Here is a 19,226-nt window from a genome sequence, read left to right on the forward strand (position 1 = left end):
CGGTATGAGCTATTTCTGTTGGGCATAAAATCGTATCCATTCCTTTTTGACATTGTCATAGATTCTCTTACTTTTAACCCATAACTAAACTTTTACAGCAAAAATAAGTGTAGTTATTGTATACAGAGCAGGAATTCCTGTTACAGTTGTTTTAACGAACCATCAATAATGACAATTTTAAAGAAAATAAAAAGCACACTTTCTAAACTTAAAGTCAAAGAAATTCCAGAAGATATTTTTATTCTTAGACTTAAAAGTCTTGTCATTGGAGCAGACATGTTGCATAATGGCAATATATATCTTATGGATTATGCGTTGAAAAATATGCCTGTTGACGGAGTTGTTATTGAAATTGGATCATACGGCGGTTTGTCTACAAATCTGATGCTGCATTTATTGAAGAAACATCATCGTGTAGAAAAATTAATCAATTGTGATCCGTGGATTTATGAAGGAGCTTTTGATAGACACGGAGAGAAATCGAATAGCATTGACGGTCGTCATGATATATTACGAGAAGACTACAGTACATACATGAAAACTAATTTTATCAATAGTATTCAATTTCTACACAAAGACAATTTGCCACATTCTTTTCAATTAACGTCTGATGAATTCTTTAGTGAATATGACAAAAAAGTACAAGCAAAAGACATCTTCAATCAAGCGGTTCAACTAGGATCAGCGATATCATTTGCATATATTGATGGCGATCATGCGTATGCATATGTAAAAAGAGATTTTGAAAATGTAGACAAACATTTGATGAATTCAGGTTTTATCCTATTTGATGATTCCATGGATGATTCTCCGTTTGGCAGCACAACATTCATGAAAGAAATGAAAGCAAATAAAAACTATCAATTAGTAGCTAAAAACCCAAACTATCTCTTTCAAAAATTAGCTTAAAACTTATGATACACACCAACAGTCAATGCGGCTTGTTTGGCAACATTATTTCCCGAAAATGCGCCTCCAAAAGTTAAAACACCACCAAATGATTTGTTGATTTCTCCAATAGCTTTCAATCCAAAAGCAGCATATTCTTGATTGTTTACATACAAAGCGGTTCCTAAGTTGCTTATTGGCAAATTAATATCGCCATCATTAAACGAATTCACAATATCTAAAAAACCTACCAGCCAAATTTTGCTGTGAACCTTTGTTCCAACTTCGCCACCAAATTTGAAATTATTACTATAATTATTGGTCGTTAAATCGATTCCTGTAAAGGCTTGCACATAAAAAGTATCAAAACTTCGTCCAATATTGATTGTTGGTGTAAAAGTCCATGCATCGCGTCCCGTTCGGATTCCAGAAGGACGATCAAACATTCCTGTATTGGCTTCTACTTGTAACTGTCCAGAAACAATCCATTTTTTCTTATAAAATTGATGTTTTACACCAAAACCAATATTTCCAAAAGATGAAATCGTCTCTTCACTTGTAAATGGATTTTGAGAAACAGCATCTCCAGTATTGATAAACTTCAAGGGCACATTTAGCAACAACGTTGTCTTCGAAGTTAAACCATATTCGCCATAAAATTGCAAGGTATTATCGGTAATTTCACGATCGGTAGTATACTCAGGATCGCCAAAAACTTCATCATAATTAGCAATTGTAGTAAACGAAAGTTGTGTGTAAAACTTCCCTTTTTCTTGTGTCCAAGGACTTTGTGCAAACAAAATTGCTGAACTCAAAAGTGCGATAATTGTATATAAATTTTTCATAATTGGCTTGTTTATGAACACTTAGTAGGTTCTTTTCCATAAATCTTACAGAATGTTTAACAACTCCAATACACTAATAATTGCGTAAATGTGTTATTTTTATCAGTTATATGATGAATGCATACGAGCAAATACAAAAGAAACTAGGGCAATTTGTAACCAAATACTATACAAATGAGCTTATCAAAGGTGCGATTCTATTTTTTAGTATCGGACTCCTATATTTTATTATCACGCTATTAGTAGAACACTTTTTATGGTTAAACACTGGCGCACGAACCGCTTTGTTCTGGATTTTTATCTTGGTCGAAGTAGCACTTTTTGCGAAATTTATTGTGTTTCCACTAACGAAACTCTTCAAACTGCAACAAGGAATCAGTTTCAAAGAAGCGTCTAAAATCATCGGAAATCACTTTCCAGAAGTGAATGACAAATTGCTAAATGTATTGCAACTTTCAGAAACTTCTTCTGAATCTGAATTGTTATTGGCGAGTATCGAACAAAAATCGAAGGAATTACAACCGATTCCGTTTCAAGTTGCCATCAATTTCAAAAAAAATCTCAAATACGCTAAATATGCCATGCTACCATTAGCCATTGTAGTATTTGTGTGGATTTCAGGAAACAGCTCACTATTTAGTAGTAGTTACGAACGTGTTGTCAACTATCAAACAACCTACGAACCGCCAGCGCCATTTCAATTTTTAGTCGTAAATGATTCGTTACAAGCCATTGAAAATCAATCCTATAAATTGCAAGTGCAAACCTTAGGAGATGTCATTCCTGAAGAAGTTCAAATTCAATTAGGAGACGAAACCTATTTCTTGCAAAATAAAGGCGTAGGAAACTATGAATATACATTTTCGCAACCAAAAGTAGCAACAACGTTTACCTTAACGGCGAATGAAGTGACATCAAAACCATACACATTAAATGTCGTGAAAGTTCCGTCGTTGGTGAATTTCCAAATGGTGTTGGATTATCCAGCGTACACCAAACGGAAAGATGAGGTTTTAAAAAGTACAGGAAATGCTACCATTCCTGAAGGCACAAAAATTACATGGGAAGCCAAAGCAAAACAAACGAATCAATTAGAGTTAATTGCTAGCGATAGTACATACGTTTTTAAACAAGAAGCAAACGAATTCAAGTTAGAACGTAGAATCTATCAAAAACTTGATTATCAAATAAGTACTAGTAATGATGAACTCAAAAACTATGAAAATTTAGGTTTTAATATTAGTGTTATTAAGGACGAATATCCAAAGATGGATTTGCAGTCAAAACGCGATTCGGTTGATCAACGTACGATGTATTTCTTAGGACAAGTTTCCGATGATTATGGTTTGAAACGTTTGCAATTAGTCTACTATCCAACAGAAAATCCTGAAACGAAAACCAGAGAAAATATCGCGATTTCAACATCAAACATTGATCAATTTCAATATACATTTCCTGGCAACTTACAATTGACAAAAGGTGTCAACTATGAATTCTACTTTGAACTAACGGATAATGACGGCATTCGTGGTGGAAAGAAAGTAAAAAGTGAAGTGTTCAACTTTCGTAAATTGACGGATACCGAACTCGAAACGGAACAATTAGAACAACAACAAGAAACGATTCAAGACTTAGACAAATCGTTAGAAAAATTGCAAAAGCAACAAGAAGAACTCAAAAAGATTTCCAAAACACAAAAGGAAAAAAGTGAGCTGAATTTTAACGATCAGAAAAAACTAAAAAACTTTTTAGAACGTCAAGAACGAAATGATCAATTAATGGAAAAATTCTCCAAACAATTGGAAAAGAATTTAGAAGAATTTCAGCCAGAAGATACCAAAGATGACGAAGACAAAGAGTTGTTAAAAGAAAGACTAGAACGGCAACAAAAAGAATTAGAAAAAAACGAAAAGTTGATGGAAGAGCTGAAAAAGCTTGCTGAAAAAATCAACGAAGAAGAATTGCAAGAAAAACTAGAAGAACTCGGAAAGAAGCAACAAAACAGTAAAAAAAATCTGCAACAAATTCTAGAACTAACAAAGCGTTTTTATGTAACTAAAAAGGCAGAAAAAATTCAACGTGAACTTGCCGAACTTGCCAAAGAACAAGAAGAACTCTCCAAAAAAGATGGAAAAGAAAACACGTCCGAAAAGCAAGAAGAACTAAATCAAAAGTTCAAAGACTTGCAAAAGGAAATGGACGATTTGGACAAAGAAAACAGCGAATTAAAAAAACCGTTGGATTTAGAACGTGAAAAAAATGAAGAAGAAGACATCAAGCAAGAACAACAAGATGCCGCAGACGATTTAGAAAATAGCGAGCAATCGCCAAGCGAACAACAACAGCAACAGCAGCAACAAAGTGCGAAGCAAAAGCAGAAAAAAGCAGCGCAGAAAATGCAACGTATGAGCAAAGCGATGCAATCTTCCATGCAAATGAGCGGACAAGAAAGCATAAAAGAAGATGCTGAAATGTTGCGTCAAATACTAGACAATCTGGTAATTTTCTCTTTCGAGGAAGAAACATTAATGAAAGGTTTTGAAGAAATTGACAATACAAATGCGAGTTACGCGTCTAAGCTAAAACGACAGAACGAACTGCGTAAAATGTTTGAACATGTTGACGATAGTTTATTCGCTTTATCATTACGCCAGCCAAAAATTTCGGAACGCATCAATACAGAAATCACAGACATCTATTTCAACATTGACAAATCGTTAGAATTACTTGCGGAGAATAATGTGTACAGAGGTGTTTCGGCGCAGCAATATGCACTTACGGCGACAAATACATTGGCAGATTTCCTAAGTGGTGTTTTGGACAACATGAATCAAAGTATGGGACAAGGTCAAGGACAAGGTTCATCAGGTGTTGGACAAAGTGGACAAAATCAAGGTCAAGGAAAAGGATTTCAATTGCCCGATTTGATACAATCGCAAGAAGATCTCAACAAGCAAATGCAACAAGGCATGAAGCAGGAAGGACAAGGTAAAGATGGTAAAGACGGCGAAAAAGGCGGCAAAGAAGAAGGGAAAAAAGGCAAAGGCGGCAAAGAAGGAAAGCAAGGAGAAAACGGCCAGCAAGGTGGCGGATCGGGTAGTGGAGACGAAAACGAATCGGGAAAATTATACGATATATTCAAACAACAACAACAATTGCGTCAACAATTTGAACAGCAATTAAAAGATAAATATGGAGAGAAAATAAAAGATTCACAATCGCTTGAATTATTACGTCAAATGGAAGAGGTCGAAACCGAATTATTAGAACGAGGTTTCAATGACGAAACGATGAAAAAGATGATTGAACTCAAATATCAACTCCAAAAACTAGACAAAGCTGCCTTTGAGCAAAAGCAAGAAAGTAGACGAGAAGCAAGTACAAATCGCAAAGATTTCACCAACACTACAAATGAAAAAATGCCTGATGTGCGACAGTATTTCAATCAAATTGAGATATTAAACAGACAAGTATTACCTTTGCGCAATAATTACAAAAAGAAAGTACAGGAGTATTTCAAAAACAAAGATGATTAGTTTTCATTACGAAACCCAATTTGAACTTCCAAATGAAGCGCAAATTGAACACTGGATTAGCCAAGTTATTGACTCGGAAGATAAACGCGAAGGAGACATCAATTATATATTTTGTGATGATGCATATTTGCACAAACTCAATGTAGAATTCCTCAATCACGATACGTTAACGGACATTATTAGTTTTGATAATTCAGTAGGAAATGAACTACATGGAGATATATTTATTTCTGTTGAACGCGTCACAGATAATGCAACCGATTTCAAGGTTTCCTTTGAAGAAGAATTGCGAAGAGTGATGGTTCATGGTGTATTGCACTACTGTGGATATAAAGACAAAACAGAAGCAGATCAAGATGTAATGACGTTAAAGGAAAACGAAAAACTAAAAATGTTCCACGTGGAACAATCTTGAAGAATTACCTCAAACTTTCTACAAATTAGTTACGAAAAAAGAAATTCAATCGTGTAGATTATGTTTAATACGGAATATGATGTAATAGTAGTTGGTGCAGGTCACGCAGGTTCAGAAGCCGCAGCCGCAGCCGCCAATATGGGAAGCAAAACATTGCTCGTTACGATGAACCTTCAAAACATTGCACAAATGTCTTGCAATCCTGCTATGGGCGGAATTGCGAAAGGGCAAATTGTGCGTGAAATTGATGCACTTGGTGGTTACAGTGGAATCGTTACTGACAAATCGGCGATCCAATTCAAGATGCTAAACAAGTCAAAAGGTCCTGCAATGTGGTCGCCAAGAGCACAAAGTGATCGCATGCGTTTTGCAGAAGAATGGCGCCTAATGTTAGAGCAAACCGATAACTTAGATTTCTACCAAGAAATGGTTCGCGGATTGATCATTGAAGGAGGAAAAATAAAAGGTGTTAAAACATCTTTAGGATTAGAAATACGATCAAAAACAGTGGTCTTAACCAATGGAACGTTTCTAAACGGATTGATTCATATTGGAGATAAAAACTTTGGAGGCGGAAGAGCAGGAGAAAGAGCTGCAACTGGAATTACAGAAGAACTTGTGGCACTTGGTTTTGAATCAGGACGAATGAAAACAGGAACGCCACCACGAGTTGATGGACGTTCGTTAGATTATTCTAAAATGATCATTCAACCTGGAGATGAACAACCTGATAAATTCTCTTATTTAAAATCAACTAACCCGTTAGAAAATCAACGTGCTTGTCACATGACGTACACGTCTCCATTGGTACATGATTTATTGAAAGAAGGTTTTGATCGTTCGCCAATGTTCAACGGAAGAATTCAATCCATTGGTCCGAGATATTGTCCGTCGATTGAAGATAAAATCAATCGTTTTGCAGACAAAGATCGTCATCAATTATTTGTTGAACCTGAAGGCTGGAATACAGTTGAGGTATATGTAAATGGTTTTTCAACTTCCTTGCCAGAAGATGTTCAATTTAAAGCATTACGTTCTGTTGCTGGATTTGAAAATGTAAAGTTCTTTAGACCTGGTTACGCCATTGAATACGATTATTTTCCACCAACACAATTAAAACATACACTAGAAACAAAATTAGTAGATGGATTATTTTTTGCTGGACAAATTAATGGGACAACAGGTTATGAAGAAGCCGCTTCGCAAGGATTGATGGCAGGAATAAATGCAGCATTACAAGTTCAAGAAAAAGACGAATTCATCTTAAAAAGAAACGAAGCATACATTGGTGTTTTGGTAGATGATTTGATCACAAAAGGAACAGAAGAACCATACAGAATGTTTACCTCACGCGCGGAATACAGAACATTGTTGCGTCAAGATAATGCAGATTTCAGGTTAACGCCTGTTGGTCACAAACTCGGTTTGGCAAGTGAAGAACGTCTGCGTGCGATGGAAAAAAAGAAAACCAATTCGGATGCGTTCATTCAATTTTTTAAAGATACCAGTGTAAAACCAGATGAAATAAATCCTGTATTGGAAGCTAAAAATTCATCAAAAGTGAAACAACAAGATAAGATGTTCAAAATCTTTGCGCGTCCAAATATTAGCATGGATGATATGAAACAAGTTGCTTCGGTTTCTCAATTTATAGAAAACAACAATTTGGATAAAGATGTGTTAGAACAGACAGAAGTTCAAATAAAATATGCGGGTTATATCAACAAAGAAAAAAGCAATGCAGACAAATTGAACAACTTGGAACGCGTTAAAATTCCAGCTGATTTTGTGTATGATGGATTGACAAATCTATCCATGGAAGCACGTCAAAAGTTGTCTAAAATTCGTCCTGTAAACTTATCACAAGCATCACGAATCAGCGGAGTTTCTCCAAGTGATATAAGTGTGATGTTAGTCTATCTGAATAGATAAATATTTTAGTGTTCCACGTGGAACATTTTATCTTATGGAAATAAAATCATTACAACAAACGCCAATTCAAGAGATCATTTCGACCTTGAACTTGGCGTTTTCTGATTACTTTGTTCCGATCAATTTTACCACGGCATATGTCAACGAACGCTGGACAGCTTCAGGTGTAGATTACAGTTTATCCTTTGGTATTTTTGACAATAATAAACTTGTCGGATTTATCATTCATGCAATCAATATGTATGGAGAAACGAAAGTAGCGTATAATGCTTCTACTGGAATAATTCCAACACACAGAAGAAAAGGATTGCTGACAAAATTGTATGAGAAAGCGATTGTAACACTAAAAGAAAACGGAATTGATAAAAGCACGTTGGAATGTATCACAAAAAATGAACGCGCCATTTTAGCGTATCAAAAAGTAGGTTTTACAATTGATCGTCAATATCATTTATACAAGTTTGATTGGGAACAGGACAACGTTGAATTTGAAACTGAATTTAAAACGATGCTTACCGATGATTTTTCTTTTGACGTTTTTCAGCAGTTACAAAACTATATTCCATCGATAGAAAATCAAGATCATTGTTTGGAAAAGTATAAACAAAGTTTGCAAGCAATTTCAGTTTTTGATCAAAATGAAGCAGTTGCATATTTACTTTTTCATAAAGTTTCAAAAAGAATTCATAGGTTAGGAGTGAAGCAAAATAATTGGAATCGATTTGGGGAAATTTTATTCTCAGCTTTACCAAACGGAAGTTATAATATCATTAATATTGATGCTTCAAATAAAAACATGCACGCGTTTTTTACAAAAATGAATTTTGACAATTATATAGATCAATACGATATGAGTTTTGTTTTTTAAAATGAATCGTTTATTTAATGATTTACACATAAACTAAAGAAGCGGAATAGTACTAATAGAAGATACAATAGAAATTGATTAGAATTAAATATTGTAAAAGAAGAATCAATTTATAGCACTATTGTAGAAAATTATTTAATTCGTATAATGAACGAATAGATTTATCGCAAGAATTGGATTTTATCATTAGAAACAACTAATTGTTCCACGTGGAACAATCGAAAGTAAATTAGAAGTAGATACAAAATGAACAACCTAACAGTAAAAGATTATTCAGTTTCTGGAGAAGAATTTCAGCTCGTTTTTGATGAAGCTTTGGAAATGTACAAAACCGAACCACAACCGAGTTTGGACAAATTACCTTCGTACTATCAAAGTGAAGATTACATTTCGCATACCGACTCCAAAAGAAACCTCTTTGAAAAAATGTACCATTGGGTGCGTTCATATATGTTGTCTAAAAAAATGGCGATTGTAAGTCAGTACACAAAAACCGAAACCAAACAGATTTTGGATATTGGTTGCGGAACAGGCGATTTTTTAAAAATGGCTCAGGCATACAAATGGAATGTTGCCGGCATAGAACCTGACGAGCAGGCACGAAAAATTGCGAGTGAAAAAACAGGAATCGAAATTCAACATAACGATTGGTTGACTGAAATTGAAGATCAAAGTTTTGATGCCGTAACCATGTGGCACGTTTTAGAACATGTTCCGAATTTGGAGGAATACATTGCTAGCTTACAAAGAATCGTGAAACCAAACGGAACTATTTTCATTGCCGTTCCAAATTTTAAAAGTCATGATGCAAATCACTATAAAGAAAGTTGGGCAGCGTTTGATGTGCCGAGACATCTTTGGCATTTCTCTCAAAAATCAATAAAAGTACTTTTTGAAAAGAAACAAATGAAAGTAGTAAAAATCTTACCAATGAAATTTGATGCGTATTATGTAAGTTTACTTTCCGAAAAACACAAAACAGGGAAAATGAATCTGATAAAAGGTTTTTACAGAGGATTTGTGTCAAACTTTAAAGCGATCAACAGTTCTGAGTATTCTTCACTCATTTACATCATTAAAAACAACTAAAAGGGCATTTTTAAGCGTTTTAAGCTCACTTTACGCTTCACAAAGTAAATTGTATTAGTCTTTCTGAGAAATCAATTAAAAACTAAGCATACTGAAGTCACTTTCTATTGATTTTACTTATCATGTAAAATTTTGCATAAATTATTCTTATTCTTTTAATTTTCTTGAAAAATCATACAAGCTTCACAATTTGTTATGTAAACTTTATTTCTATTTTTGCGCCAACGAAAATTGAAAAAAAGCAGAACGATGTAGATTTATCAATTTTCAAAAAATAAACTTAGAAAACAACTTAAATTCATACACATGAAAAAATTAATCGTTTTGGCAATTGCAGCACTTGGATTGTATTCTTGCCAACAACCTACGAAAATCGGTTTTGTAGACAATTCGGAATTGGTAAATGAATACCAAGAAAAAAAGGATTTGGAGGCATCAATGAAAACTAAGATTGAAAAGTTTCAACAAAAAAATGACAGTATCGGACGTTCTTTTCAAATGGAAGTGCAAGACGCGCAAATAAAAGCGGCAAAAATGACCAAAGTAAAACAAGATGCGTTGATGACACAATTGCAACAAAAGCAAGGAATGTTACAACAACAATATCAAGTTGAGGAAAACGCCATCAAGCAAGAAAGTCAATCGCTCAATGATTCGTTATTAAGCAAAATAAAAAAGTACGTTGCTGAGTATGGAAAAGCAAACGGTTACGATTATATTTTAGGTAAAAACGAATATGTTGGAACGGTGTATTATGGAAAAGAAGAAGCAGACCTTACCAAGGAATTGTTAGAAGTATTAAATAAAAAATACGCTGAAGAAAAGAAATAATTAGAAAATAGTACAAGATTCAAACGAAAGACTTTCAGGAAACTGAAGGTCTTTTTTTATGGTTTACATTTAATTTTCGTCAAACTGAACTTTCAAATAAACAAATAAACAAATCCACGAATCCACAAATGGACAATTCCACACATCACACACTCCGAATCATATTCAAAAAATCGGTACGTTTTGTCCGTGAAACAGGCAACTTATGATTGTCTTCCAACACGACATATCCTTCATTTAAATACTTCAAAATATAGTTGATATTAATTAAATGTGATTTATGAATTAGGTAAAAATCGGGATGTTTTAAAAGCTTCAAAAAATGCCCAATACTATACGAACTCATAATAGGTTTCTGTTGCTGAAAGTAAATTTTAGTATAACCATCAATTCCTTGACAATGAATAATATCTTCTACTTTTACAAACTCCAAACCGTCTTGTGAAGGAATCACAACTTTCTTTTGTTGAAACGACTGAATGCCCAAATTCTCAATCAACTGTGTATTCTTAGCCAAAGCTGTTTTATCCGCAATATTCTCAGTAGCAATTGCAACTGCCTGAATTAAATCTTGGCTGTCAATCGGCTTCACAATATAACCAATAGCACAATGTTTAATGGCTTCAATACCATACTGATCAAAAGCGGTCACAAAAATGATTTCAAACTGTGGTTTTGGAATTTTTTGCAACACTTCAAAGCCATTCATACCAGGCATGGCAATGTCCAAAAATACCAATTGCGGATTCAAATTGCTGATCAGTTCAACAGCTTCTTCAGGATCTTGTGTTTCCGCGATCACATCTATATTTGGACACAAGCGTTCCAGTTTATTTTTTAAAATTGCCAACGATTTATGTTCATCGTCAATAAGAATTGCAGTTACAGTCATGTTAGTTTGGTAGTTTAAAAATTAGAGTTACAATTGTTCCTTGTTTGTTGCCAAATTCAGAACGGTCTTTAATGGTATATTCCACATGCCAATTGTCAACTTGTTCCAACAATTTCAAACGTTCATCTAACACTTGGGATGAATGTGATTTCCGTGATTGAAATGAATTATTGGAAAGTGTTTTAGCTGCTTTAATACCAATTCCGTCATCTTCTATAACAACGCAAAAGGTATCGTACGAAAGTTGCGAAAATGTAATGCTGACTTTCCCTGGTGTTTTTTTGTGAAAAATACCATGATTGACTGCATTTTCAACAATAGGTTGCAACACCATTGATGGAATAGAAGCTTCTTTGTCAACAATTTCATCACATATAATTTCATAGGAAAGTTTGTCTTCAAAACGCAACTTTTCTAATGATAAATAGTTGGAAATCAAGTCAATTTCTTCCTCAATAGTGATTAATTGCTTGCGCGAATAGTCGAAAAATTGCCGTACTAATTTTGAAAAACGGGTCAAATAATTCTCCGATTGATCAATATCGTTGAGTTGAATATAATATTGAATTGCGTTCAACGAATTATGTACAAAATGTGGATTCATCTGCGATCTTAAGGCGTTTAATTCCAACTCAATCATTTTCTTTTCATACGAATTGATCGACATGGTTTTTTCGGTCAGCAATTTATTTTTACGTGTAATAAACACATAAAATAGAATTACCACCGCGACGGCAATCAACAAAGCAGCGCCAGATAGTAAAAAGAAAATTTCCTCTATGTTTTCTGTTTCAGACATAAAAAGCTTTTAAGATAACAGCCATATAAAACAACATTTAATACGGTGATGACAATGGTGTAAAAATCACTACCATATTTTAGATATGCATGAAATAGTAACAACGGAAGTAAACCAATATAAAAGGAAAATAAGCCTGTAACAATCCAAAACGTTTGCGAACGTGCAAAGGATACGATTGAATCTGTATTTAAGAGTTCTACAAAATAGCTAATGGTTAATATTAAAACACCAAAAGAACCTACAATAATTGGGTTTAGATACAGTTCATGAAAAGGATTTTTGTCAAAAAGATCGTATAAAAATAGAATACTAAAAGTTGTCAATATGATATGTACAAACCATTTTCGTTTCTGTAAAATTTTATAAAACCATAAAAAATAAAATAGAAAGGAAATGATGGTATAAAGGTTATAGAAAATATCATTACTCATCTTAAAAAAATATTTGTAACTAAGTCCAACTATTTCGTGACAAACCACATACATTAAAAACCATAAAAAATGACGCTGTGTACTATGTTTGTAGCGTTTCCAATACCAAATAGCCGCAACTAAAGCAGCTATTTGAAAGTATAGAAAAAAAGTATTGGTTAAAAATTTCATAATGCTAATCAGTTATTTCAAGATGCCTTTTTCCATGTACTGGACAAATTAAATCAGACTTGTATTCGTTATCAGGCGGTCTTCTAGAACCTCCATAATTTAAAGCAGGAATTTCATATACATTTTCATAATCATTCTCATCATCTGAAGTTCCTTTTACAGTAGCAACAAAAAATACTGTTGAATAGGCTACTTCGTTTGAGGCAATTGCTTTTAACTCTCCTTTATTAAAGGACTCATCTTTTTTTGCACCGAAGTACACACGGAATCCTAACTCTTCTTTATCGATACCTAATTCTCTTGCTTTCACAATTAAATATTTCAAATTGCCCAACATTTGTTCATAAGTAAATGAAATGATTCTATTATCATGTCCAGGTCCGAGCTTAGGATCTCTTGAATTGAATCCTTTGAGCGTAATATAGTTTTGTTCTAACGTGCTGGCATCTTTGGTACACAAAGCAGTTTCTGGAAGAACATTTGTATCAACTCCTGACTCACATACTAATTGTTCTAAAGTTCCACAGGAATTTAGTATTAAAAGTAAGAATAAAATTGTTAAATATAATATAGTTTTTCTCATAATCGTGTTTTTAAGTTCCGCCTGCATACACAAACGGAACATTTTTTAGTAGTGTTAATTAACTCTTTATTAGTGTAATAGGGAAGCGTGTTTTTCCTGTATTGTCTTGATTGATTTCAATTTGCTCAATACAGTATTCTACTACAATGTCATAATCTTGTGGTTTTGCATTTTGAATAGATAAATACAATGCCTGACTCGTACATGCACAACCACATACATCTCCCAGACGAACCAAACGGTTTGGTACAAGTTGAATACCGTTATTGGTTTCTGCCATCACTGTACTTTTTGAAGCTAATTGATGTGCTTGAGTTTGCGTTTGTGTAGTTATACTTGGTGTTACCGGAGTATTTCCAATTGTTCCTGCGTTTCTTTTTGGCACAATAGTAATGCTCGTAATAATCAATCCTCTAAAGCGTAAATTGCTATACGGATTACAGGCTGTAATGTACAATACTTCATCATCGTGCGTTTCCATCTGATCTTTTGTACTATCGCCCCAATGCAAATAGAAACAAGGTTCTAATGTTGGTAAATCGAGTGTAGAACAGGTTTCTCCTGAATACGGAGCTTTGCATCTTCGCGAATTATTTTCTTTTCCTTTAATCAAGAATGTTTTCGAAAGTGCTTCCGTTTTCAATACTTTTTGTTCCTCTTGAATGGTTTCAGCACACGCCGAACATAAACAGTTGTCTACACATTCACACTCAGGTGTACAGTCATGACATTCTTCTTTGTACAATTCACTTATAGGAAACCTAAAAATTAAAAACTCATCATGATTAAATCCTTGAAATGGAGCAGTAGCCGAAGTATCTTTTCCTGAATTGTACCAAATAAAATGTGCGTTTTTATCAATTGAAGGATACGTTCTAAAAGGTATATTTCCATTACTTACTCCTTTGGTCACGGCTTTCCACTTCTTGCAATGTGCTTTTTTCAATTCGGCATTTATCAACTGATCCGAAGGACGTGTAGTCTGCGAACTAAAATTAATTCCTGTTGGAAAAACTTCCCATTTGGCATGTGTTCCCGAAAAAACAGTGTTTGCTCCTTTCAACTCTGCTAAAAGACCATTTAAACCACTATTATCACTCCAACACACAAAGTATAAGTATTCTTCACAGGTTACTTTTGCTTTAAAATTCACAGCTTCTAATGAGCTGCTTGTGGCTACTTTTCGTAACACTTTGGTACAATCGCCAATATAAATATCTGCAAAATTATCACACGAATATGTTACATTTATAGCTCTGGTTTGCTTACAGTTTTTAGTATTTTCCATAATTATTTAATTTCAAAAATTTACCTACTCTATTTACGAAAAAGGCTTTTCGGTTTCCGCCTTACGAAGTTGTATTATTACGTAATTATGGCAACAAAGATGGAATACAAAGAATCAATACTATAGTGTAACTTTAAGAACGGTCGCTTTGATTTGATGATCGGTTTGTTTCATTTTATAATACTTTGTTAAAAAACCTACAAAAACCAAAAGCTTAGTAGTGAGAAGGTTATTTTTGTACGCTAAAGTTTTGTTAACAGATGTAACTTTTTTCGTTATCAATCGTTAGTAACGCTATAAAACAGCAATCAAAAAACTACTCAAAACATGAAAAAAAGTGTCATTTGGATGTGTCTCCTTATGAGTACATTCCTCTTTGCGCAAGAAAAATTTAGCGTAAGCGGAATTATAAAAGACAAAAAAAATGGGGAAACACTATTGGGTGCTACGGTATACTTAAAAGGTACAAGTAACGGAGCTGTCACCAATGAATACGGTTTTTACTCGTTAACAGCAACAGAAGGAACCTATACCTTAGTCGTTTCGTTTATTGGATACGAAACCATTTCCAAAGAAATCAATCTTACAGTTGACCAAACGCTAAACTTCGAAATCAAAGAGGCGTCAACTTCCTTGGAAACGGTGGTCATTGAAGGAGAAGAATCAGAACGTGTAAACATCCGAAAACCACAAATGAGTGTTGCAAAACTAAATGCAGCAACCATAAAACTAATGCCCGTAGTTTTGGGAGAAGTCGATGTCATCAAATCCATTCAGATGTTACCAGGAGTCACCAATGGCGGAGAAGGATCTGCCGGATTTAACGTTCGTGGTGGTGCAGCAGACCAAAACTTAGTACTCTTAGATGAAGCAATTATTTACAATACTTCGCACTTTTTTGGCTTTTTCTCCGTGTTTAATGCGGATGCAATAAAAGATATCAAACTGTACAAAGGAGATATTCCCGCTAAATTTGGAGGACGTATTTCTTCCGTGTTAGATGTTCGCCAGAAAGACGGAAACAGTAAAAATCTAGAAGTAAATGGTGGTGTCGGAATCATATCGAGTCGATTGTCGGTAGAAGGTCCAATGTTTAACAAAAAAGGATCATTCTTAGTGGCAGGAAGAACCTCGTATGCACATATATTTTTGCCATTAATAGAAGAGTTAAAAGATGATAAAATTTCGTTTTACGATTTAAACCTAAAAACAAATTACGAAATCAACGAAAACAACCGAATCTACCTTTCTGGGTACTTTGGAAGAGACATTTTTGATATTTCTCAATTCATCAAAAACAGGTACGGAAACACATCGGCAAACTTACGTTGGAATCATGTATTTAATGAAAAACTCTTCTCTAACTTATCATTAATCTATAGCAAATACGATTACGAAATTATTCTTGATTTCGTTAAGCTTGATTGGGTTGCCGATATTGAAAACTTTAACCTAAAATACGATTTACGCTACTATGCAAGCGACAAACTAAAGCTCGATTTTGGAGTCAGTGGAATTACCTATGATTTCAATCCTGGAGAAGTACGACCTTCGGATCCGAGTTCGTCGATTAATTTTAGAAAACTAGATCAAAAACGTGCATTTGAAGCGGCGGCGTATATCAGTGCCGAGCATGAATTAACCGACAAACTTACGGCGCAATATGGTTTGCGTTTCAGTGCTTTTAGTCGTTTGGGCGGACAAGCTTTAGCGAACTATGCCAACGATCAGCCGCTGGTATACAATGAAGAAATTGGTATCTATGAAGAAGGCGAAGAAATAAGTACAACCGATTACAAAAGAAGTGAAAGTATCAAAACCTTTGCAAATCTGGAACCGCGATTGGGACTTTCATACCAACTCAATGATGCATCTTCGGTAAAAGCAAGTTACACACGATCTGTACAATATGTGCACTTACTATCAAACACGGTTTCGGTGACGCCGTTAGATGTTTGGGCGCCAAGTGGTCGTTACATTCAACCGCAAAAATCTGATCAATATGCTGTTGGATATTACAAAAATTTTAGCGACAAAAAATATTCCTTAGAAGTAGAAACGTATTATAAAAATGTAGCCAACAGAATTGATTACATTGATGGCTCAGATTTGATCGGAACCAACAATATTGAAACCGAAATTCTCAACGGAGAAGCTAGAGCTTACGGTTTGGAAATCTTATTTCGAAAAAACGAAGGAAAATTCAAAGGTTGGTTTGCTTATACACTATCAAAATCTGAGCAAAGAGCGCTTGGTGGAAATGCTGGCGGACCAGGAATTAATAATGGCGATTGGTACAATACTCCATTTGATAGAACTCACGATATTTCGGTTACAGGAAGTTATGACCTCAATGAAAAGTGGAAATTTAGTGCCAATTTTGTATACCAAACAGGTCGTCCAGTAACCTATCCAAACGGACAATATGAATACGAAGGTTTATCTATTGCAAGTTTTGACGAACGAAATGCAAACCGTTTGCCTGCCTATCACAGACTCGATCTTTCGGCAATATTTACGCCAAGTAATAACAAAAACCAACGTTGGCAAAGCGAATGGGTTTTTGGTTTATACAACGCTTACGCGAGAAGAAACGCGGCATCAGTTTCCTTTACACAAGACTTTGATACGGGCATCAACGAAGCACGCCGATTGTCCATTTTTGGAAGTGTCATTCCGTCCATAACGTATAATTTTAAATTCTAAGAAATCATGGCAAAACATAACATATTTACTGTCCTTTTAGCCGTATTAATCACATTCGTTTCCTGTGATGATAAAATAGATGTAGACGTTCCAGAAGCGCCACCACGTTTAGTAATTGAAGCTTCGTTAGATTGGCAAAAAGGAACTACGGGAAACAATCAAACCATAAAATTAAGTACATCCACACCGTATTTTGATACAACGTTGAATACGGATGTCAGCGGCGCTTTGGTACGTGTTACCAATAACAATTCGGGTGCTATGTATACGTTTACAGATCAAAACGATGGAACTTATACCATAAATAATTTTGTACCTGTTTTAAACGATTCGTATACCTTAGAAGTTATTCATAATGGCGAAACGTATACTGCTACAGAAACATTAACGCCAGTAACACCAATTTTGAGCACAACACAATCGCTAGAAGGCGGATTTGATGATGAAGTTTTAGATGTTACCATACTTTTTGACGATCCAGCAGATGAAGAAAACTTTTATTTTATTAGAATACAAGAAGAGGGCGATTTATTTGCAGATTTGGAAACACAATCGGATGAATTTACCAATGGAAATGTACAAGAAGAATTCTTTGAAAAAGAAAGTGATGATGAAGATGAAACGGTTGAATACAATCCGGGAGATACAGTAAACATTAGATTACATGGAATCTCGCAACGCTATTACGATTATGTTTCTTTACTCATAGAACAATATTATTCTGGTGGAAATCCGTTTGCGGTAACGCCAGCAGAAATTCGCGGAAACTGTGTTAATGAAACCAATGGAGAAAATTATGCATTTGGCTATTTCAGAGTTACCGAATTTGATGAGGTTACGTACACATTTCAGTAAAATACAAATTGCAGACAAAACAGAAAACCGCTAACAAAACAATGTTTCTTAGCGGTTTTTTTATTGAAAAATGTGAAGAATCTTTACATCTTATGATGGAAATGTTCTTAAAAAGATGGCTGGTTTATCATTAGAAATAACGGTTAAATTCGTTCTAGAAATTAACTCGCCTTTGTCCGTTTTTCCTGAAATAACAATGCGTTTCATTCCTGGCGAAAATTTGCCTACTTGTTTCCCATCATTTACGGCAACTCCCATAAGATGTGGTGCTCCGATGCGAGTTCCAATAATATTTCCTGTGCCGTTTTCTATCAAAATTCGTTCACCAATTGCTGGTGGCGGAAACAATTGAGTTACCGTAATATCGTGTAACGGTGTAAGCACAATATACTGTGATGGATCAATAATTGCTGGTGTAGCGGCTATGTCTGCATCCGCATCATTTGAATGTAACATGTTTACGGTACGACCAAATTTTGGCGTATCTGAATTATCTAAACAAAACATCCATACGGTTGATATTTTAGTACCATCTTCAGTTTCGAAAGTAGCATAATATCTGCCGTGTACATTTAATGGATTTACGCGCTTTCCGTCGTCATTTAAATCCAGATTATAAAAAATATTTGTGGTTAACGTTCCTACAGTATATGTTCCTGTAGCGCCTTCAATTACTTGTTCTTGTAAAGGTTCAATTGGGTTAAAATATGCATAAACGTTTACATTTTTAACTTTTACGGGTATTCCTTGCATGATTGATAATTTTATAAGGTTTGAATATGTATAATGTGTGCATTTCCTTCAAGTGGAGCATGAATTTTTACAATAGATGAGCCATTTAATGGTCTTATTGTGGCAACTTGCGTATTACAGAAAAATTTGTAGTTTGTTCCTGAAACAATTTTTGTAGAAACTGCAACTGGCCAATAACGTACACCAATAATACCTCCGAGCGCTTCAGTAAAAGCTTTTTCGGCTTCTGCTGAAATTTTACATGTGTACTGAGAATAATCTCCTGGTAGGGTTGACATGATCGTTTTGATTAAATTAGTTCTTACTCTGTTTTCGAAGGCTTTTCAGATTCCACCTTTCGC

17 protein-coding genes are annotated in these 19,226 nt (G+C 34.6%); 9 read left to right on the plus strand and 8 right to left on the minus strand.

The annotated features are described in order from the left end of the window. The first annotated feature begins 168 nt into the window (after positions 1–168). Complete coding sequence (locus AA089_RS02265; protein ID WP_046755284.1) at positions 169–909, plus strand: class I SAM-dependent methyltransferase; 741 nt, start codon at positions 169–171, stop codon at positions 907–909. On the opposite strand, the gene AA089_RS02270 is transcribed toward AA089_RS02265, so the two are convergent. Further along, positions 906–1,733 (minus strand): transporter, encoded by an 828-nt coding sequence (locus AA089_RS02270; RefSeq protein ID WP_046755285.1) that lies wholly within the window; start codon positions 1,731–1,733, stop codon positions 906–908. The two genes, AA089_RS02265 and AA089_RS02270, sit on opposite strands and share 4 nt — an antisense overlap. Before the next feature lie 80 nt (positions 1,734–1,813). Between AA089_RS02270 and AA089_RS02275 the strand changes: the two genes are divergently transcribed. The 6 genes from AA089_RS02275 (at position 1,814) to AA089_RS02300 (ending at position 10,404) form a co-directional block, all read left to right on the plus strand. Further along, positions 1,814–5,269, plus strand: a complete 3,456-nt coding sequence (locus tag AA089_RS02275) for a DUF4175 family protein (RefSeq protein ID WP_162200401.1) — start codon at positions 1,814–1,816, stop codon at positions 5,267–5,269. After that, positions 5,262–5,684, plus strand: coding sequence for an rRNA maturation RNase YbeY (gene ybeY, locus AA089_RS02280; protein WP_046755287.1), 423 nt, complete (start codon positions 5,262–5,264; stop codon positions 5,682–5,684). Before AA089_RS02275 ends, ybeY begins: the two co-directional genes overlap by 8 nt. A gap of 60 nt (positions 5,685–5,744) precedes the next feature. Further along, complete coding sequence (mnmG, locus tag AA089_RS02285) at positions 5,745–7,616, plus strand: tRNA uridine-5-carboxymethylaminomethyl(34) synthesis enzyme MnmG (RefSeq protein WP_046755288.1); 1,872 nt, start codon at positions 5,745–5,747, stop codon at positions 7,614–7,616. Between the two features lie 34 nt (positions 7,617–7,650). Continuing rightward, positions 7,651–8,484: a GNAT family N-acetyltransferase gene (locus AA089_RS02290; protein WP_046755289.1), complete on the plus strand. Its 834-nt coding sequence runs from the start codon at positions 7,651–7,653 to the stop codon at positions 8,482–8,484. Between the two features lie 246 nt (positions 8,485–8,730). Then, positions 8,731–9,573 carry a class I SAM-dependent methyltransferase gene (locus tag AA089_RS02295; RefSeq protein ID WP_046755290.1) on the plus strand — a complete coding sequence of 281 codons (843 nt, stop codon included), beginning with the start codon at positions 8,731–8,733 and terminating at the stop codon, positions 9,571–9,573. A 306-nt stretch (positions 9,574–9,879) separates the two neighbouring features. After that, entirely contained in the window at positions 9,880–10,404 is a 525-nt protein-coding gene (locus AA089_RS02300; protein WP_046755291.1) for an OmpH family outer membrane protein, read from the plus strand. Between the two features lie 145 nt (positions 10,405–10,549). Here the strand turns inward: AA089_RS02300 and AA089_RS02305 are convergent, their stop codons facing one another. The 5 genes from AA089_RS02305 to AA089_RS02325 are packed head-to-tail and all read right to left on the minus strand — an operon-like array spanning position 10,550 to position 14,571. Then, positions 10,550–11,296: a LytR/AlgR family response regulator transcription factor gene (locus AA089_RS02305; protein WP_046755292.1), complete on the minus strand. Its 747-nt coding sequence runs from the start codon at positions 11,294–11,296 to the stop codon at positions 10,550–10,552. A gap of 1 nt (position 11,297) precedes the next feature. Further along, positions 11,298–12,095 carry a sensor histidine kinase gene (locus tag AA089_RS02310; RefSeq protein ID WP_046755293.1) on the minus strand — a complete coding sequence of 266 codons (798 nt, stop codon included), beginning with the start codon at positions 12,093–12,095 and terminating at the stop codon, positions 11,298–11,300. Then, positions 12,074–12,700 carry a hypothetical protein gene (locus tag AA089_RS02315; RefSeq protein ID WP_046755294.1) on the minus strand — a complete coding sequence of 209 codons (627 nt, stop codon included), beginning with the start codon at positions 12,698–12,700 and terminating at the stop codon, positions 12,074–12,076. Before AA089_RS02315 ends, AA089_RS02310 begins: the two co-directional genes overlap by 22 nt. A 4-nt stretch (positions 12,701–12,704) precedes the next feature. Then, the gene (locus AA089_RS02320; RefSeq protein ID WP_156168868.1) at positions 12,705–13,283 is read right to left on the minus strand and encodes a hypothetical protein; all 579 of its coding nucleotides are present in this window, start codon (positions 13,281–13,283) and stop codon (positions 12,705–12,707) included. Positions 13,284–13,341: 58 nt separating this feature from the next. Further along, the gene (locus AA089_RS02325) at positions 13,342–14,571 is read right to left on the minus strand and encodes a hypothetical protein (protein WP_046755296.1); all 1,230 of its coding nucleotides are present in this window, start codon (positions 14,569–14,571) and stop codon (positions 13,342–13,344) included. A 327-nt stretch (positions 14,572–14,898) separates the two neighbouring features. Between AA089_RS02325 and AA089_RS02330 the strand changes: the two genes are divergently transcribed. After that, entirely contained in the window at positions 14,899–17,277 is a 2,379-nt protein-coding gene (locus tag AA089_RS02330; RefSeq protein ID WP_046755297.1) for a TonB-dependent receptor, read from the plus strand. A gap of 6 nt (positions 17,278–17,283) precedes the next feature. After that, entirely contained in the window at positions 17,284–18,132 is an 849-nt protein-coding gene (locus tag AA089_RS02335) for a DUF4249 domain-containing protein (protein ID WP_046755298.1), read from the plus strand. Positions 18,133–18,222: 90 nt separating this feature from the next. On the opposite strand, the gene AA089_RS02340 is transcribed toward AA089_RS02335, so the two are convergent. Both AA089_RS02340 and AA089_RS02345 read right to left on the minus strand, forming a co-directional pair. Continuing rightward, positions 18,223–18,885, minus strand: a complete 663-nt coding sequence (locus tag AA089_RS02340) for a hypothetical protein (RefSeq protein WP_046755299.1) — start codon at positions 18,883–18,885, stop codon at positions 18,223–18,225. A gap of 11 nt (positions 18,886–18,896) precedes the next feature. After that, positions 18,897–19,163 carry a hypothetical protein gene (locus AA089_RS02345; protein ID WP_046755300.1) on the minus strand — a complete coding sequence of 89 codons (267 nt, stop codon included), beginning with the start codon at positions 19,161–19,163 and terminating at the stop codon, positions 18,897–18,899. Between the last annotated feature and the right edge of the window lie 63 nt (positions 19,164–19,226).

This window comes from Kordia jejudonensis (assembly GCF_001005315.1).
GTDB classification, from domain to species: Bacteria; Bacteroidota; Bacteroidia; order Flavobacteriales; family Flavobacteriaceae; genus Kordia; species Kordia jejudonensis.

What these genes read in the sequence shown, in the direction of transcription:
- AA089_RS02305 (WP_046755292.1), bottom strand. Translation starts at nt 11,296, where the DNA reads ATGACTGTAACTGCAATTCTTATTGACGATGAACATAAATCGTTGGCA.
- AA089_RS02265 (WP_046755284.1), top strand. Translation starts at nt 169, where the DNA reads ATGACAATTTTAAAGAAAATAAAAAGCACACTTTCTAAACTTAAAGTC.
- AA089_RS02315 (WP_046755294.1), bottom strand. Translation starts at nt 12,700, where the DNA reads ATGAAATTTTTAACCAATACTTTTTTTCTATACTTTCAAATAGCTGCT.
- AA089_RS02290 (WP_046755289.1), top strand. Translation starts at nt 7,651, where the DNA reads ATGGAAATAAAATCATTACAACAAACGCCAATTCAAGAGATCATTTCG.
- AA089_RS02345 (WP_046755300.1), bottom strand. Translation starts at nt 19,163, where the DNA reads ATGTCAACCCTACCAGGAGATTATTCTCAGTACACATGTAAAATTTCA.
- AA089_RS02310 (WP_046755293.1), bottom strand. Translation starts at nt 12,095, where the DNA reads ATGTCTGAAACAGAAAACATAGAGGAAATTTTCTTTTTACTATCTGGC.
- ybeY (WP_046755287.1), top strand. Translation starts at nt 5,262, where the DNA reads ATGATTAGTTTTCATTACGAAACCCAATTTGAACTTCCAAATGAAGCG.
- AA089_RS02300 (WP_046755291.1), top strand. Translation starts at nt 9,880, where the DNA reads ATGAAAAAATTAATCGTTTTGGCAATTGCAGCACTTGGATTGTATTCT.
- AA089_RS02330 (WP_046755297.1), top strand. Translation starts at nt 14,899, where the DNA reads ATGAAAAAAAGTGTCATTTGGATGTGTCTCCTTATGAGTACATTCCTC.
- AA089_RS02270 (WP_046755285.1), bottom strand. Translation starts at nt 1,733, where the DNA reads ATGAAAAATTTATATACAATTATCGCACTTTTGAGTTCAGCAATTTTG.
- AA089_RS02295 (WP_046755290.1), top strand. Translation starts at nt 8,731, where the DNA reads ATGAACAACCTAACAGTAAAAGATTATTCAGTTTCTGGAGAAGAATTT.
- mnmG (WP_046755288.1), top strand. Translation starts at nt 5,745, where the DNA reads ATGTTTAATACGGAATATGATGTAATAGTAGTTGGTGCAGGTCACGCA.
- AA089_RS02340 (WP_046755299.1), bottom strand. Translation starts at nt 18,885, where the DNA reads ATGCAAGGAATACCCGTAAAAGTTAAAAATGTAAACGTTTATGCATAT.
- AA089_RS02320 (WP_156168868.1), bottom strand. Translation starts at nt 13,283, where the DNA reads ATGAGAAAAACTATATTATATTTAACAATTTTATTCTTACTTTTAATA.
- AA089_RS02325 (WP_046755296.1), bottom strand. Translation starts at nt 14,571, where the DNA reads ATGGAAAATACTAAAAACTGTAAGCAAACCAGAGCTATAAATGTAACA.
- AA089_RS02335 (WP_046755298.1), top strand. Translation starts at nt 17,284, where the DNA reads ATGGCAAAACATAACATATTTACTGTCCTTTTAGCCGTATTAATCACA.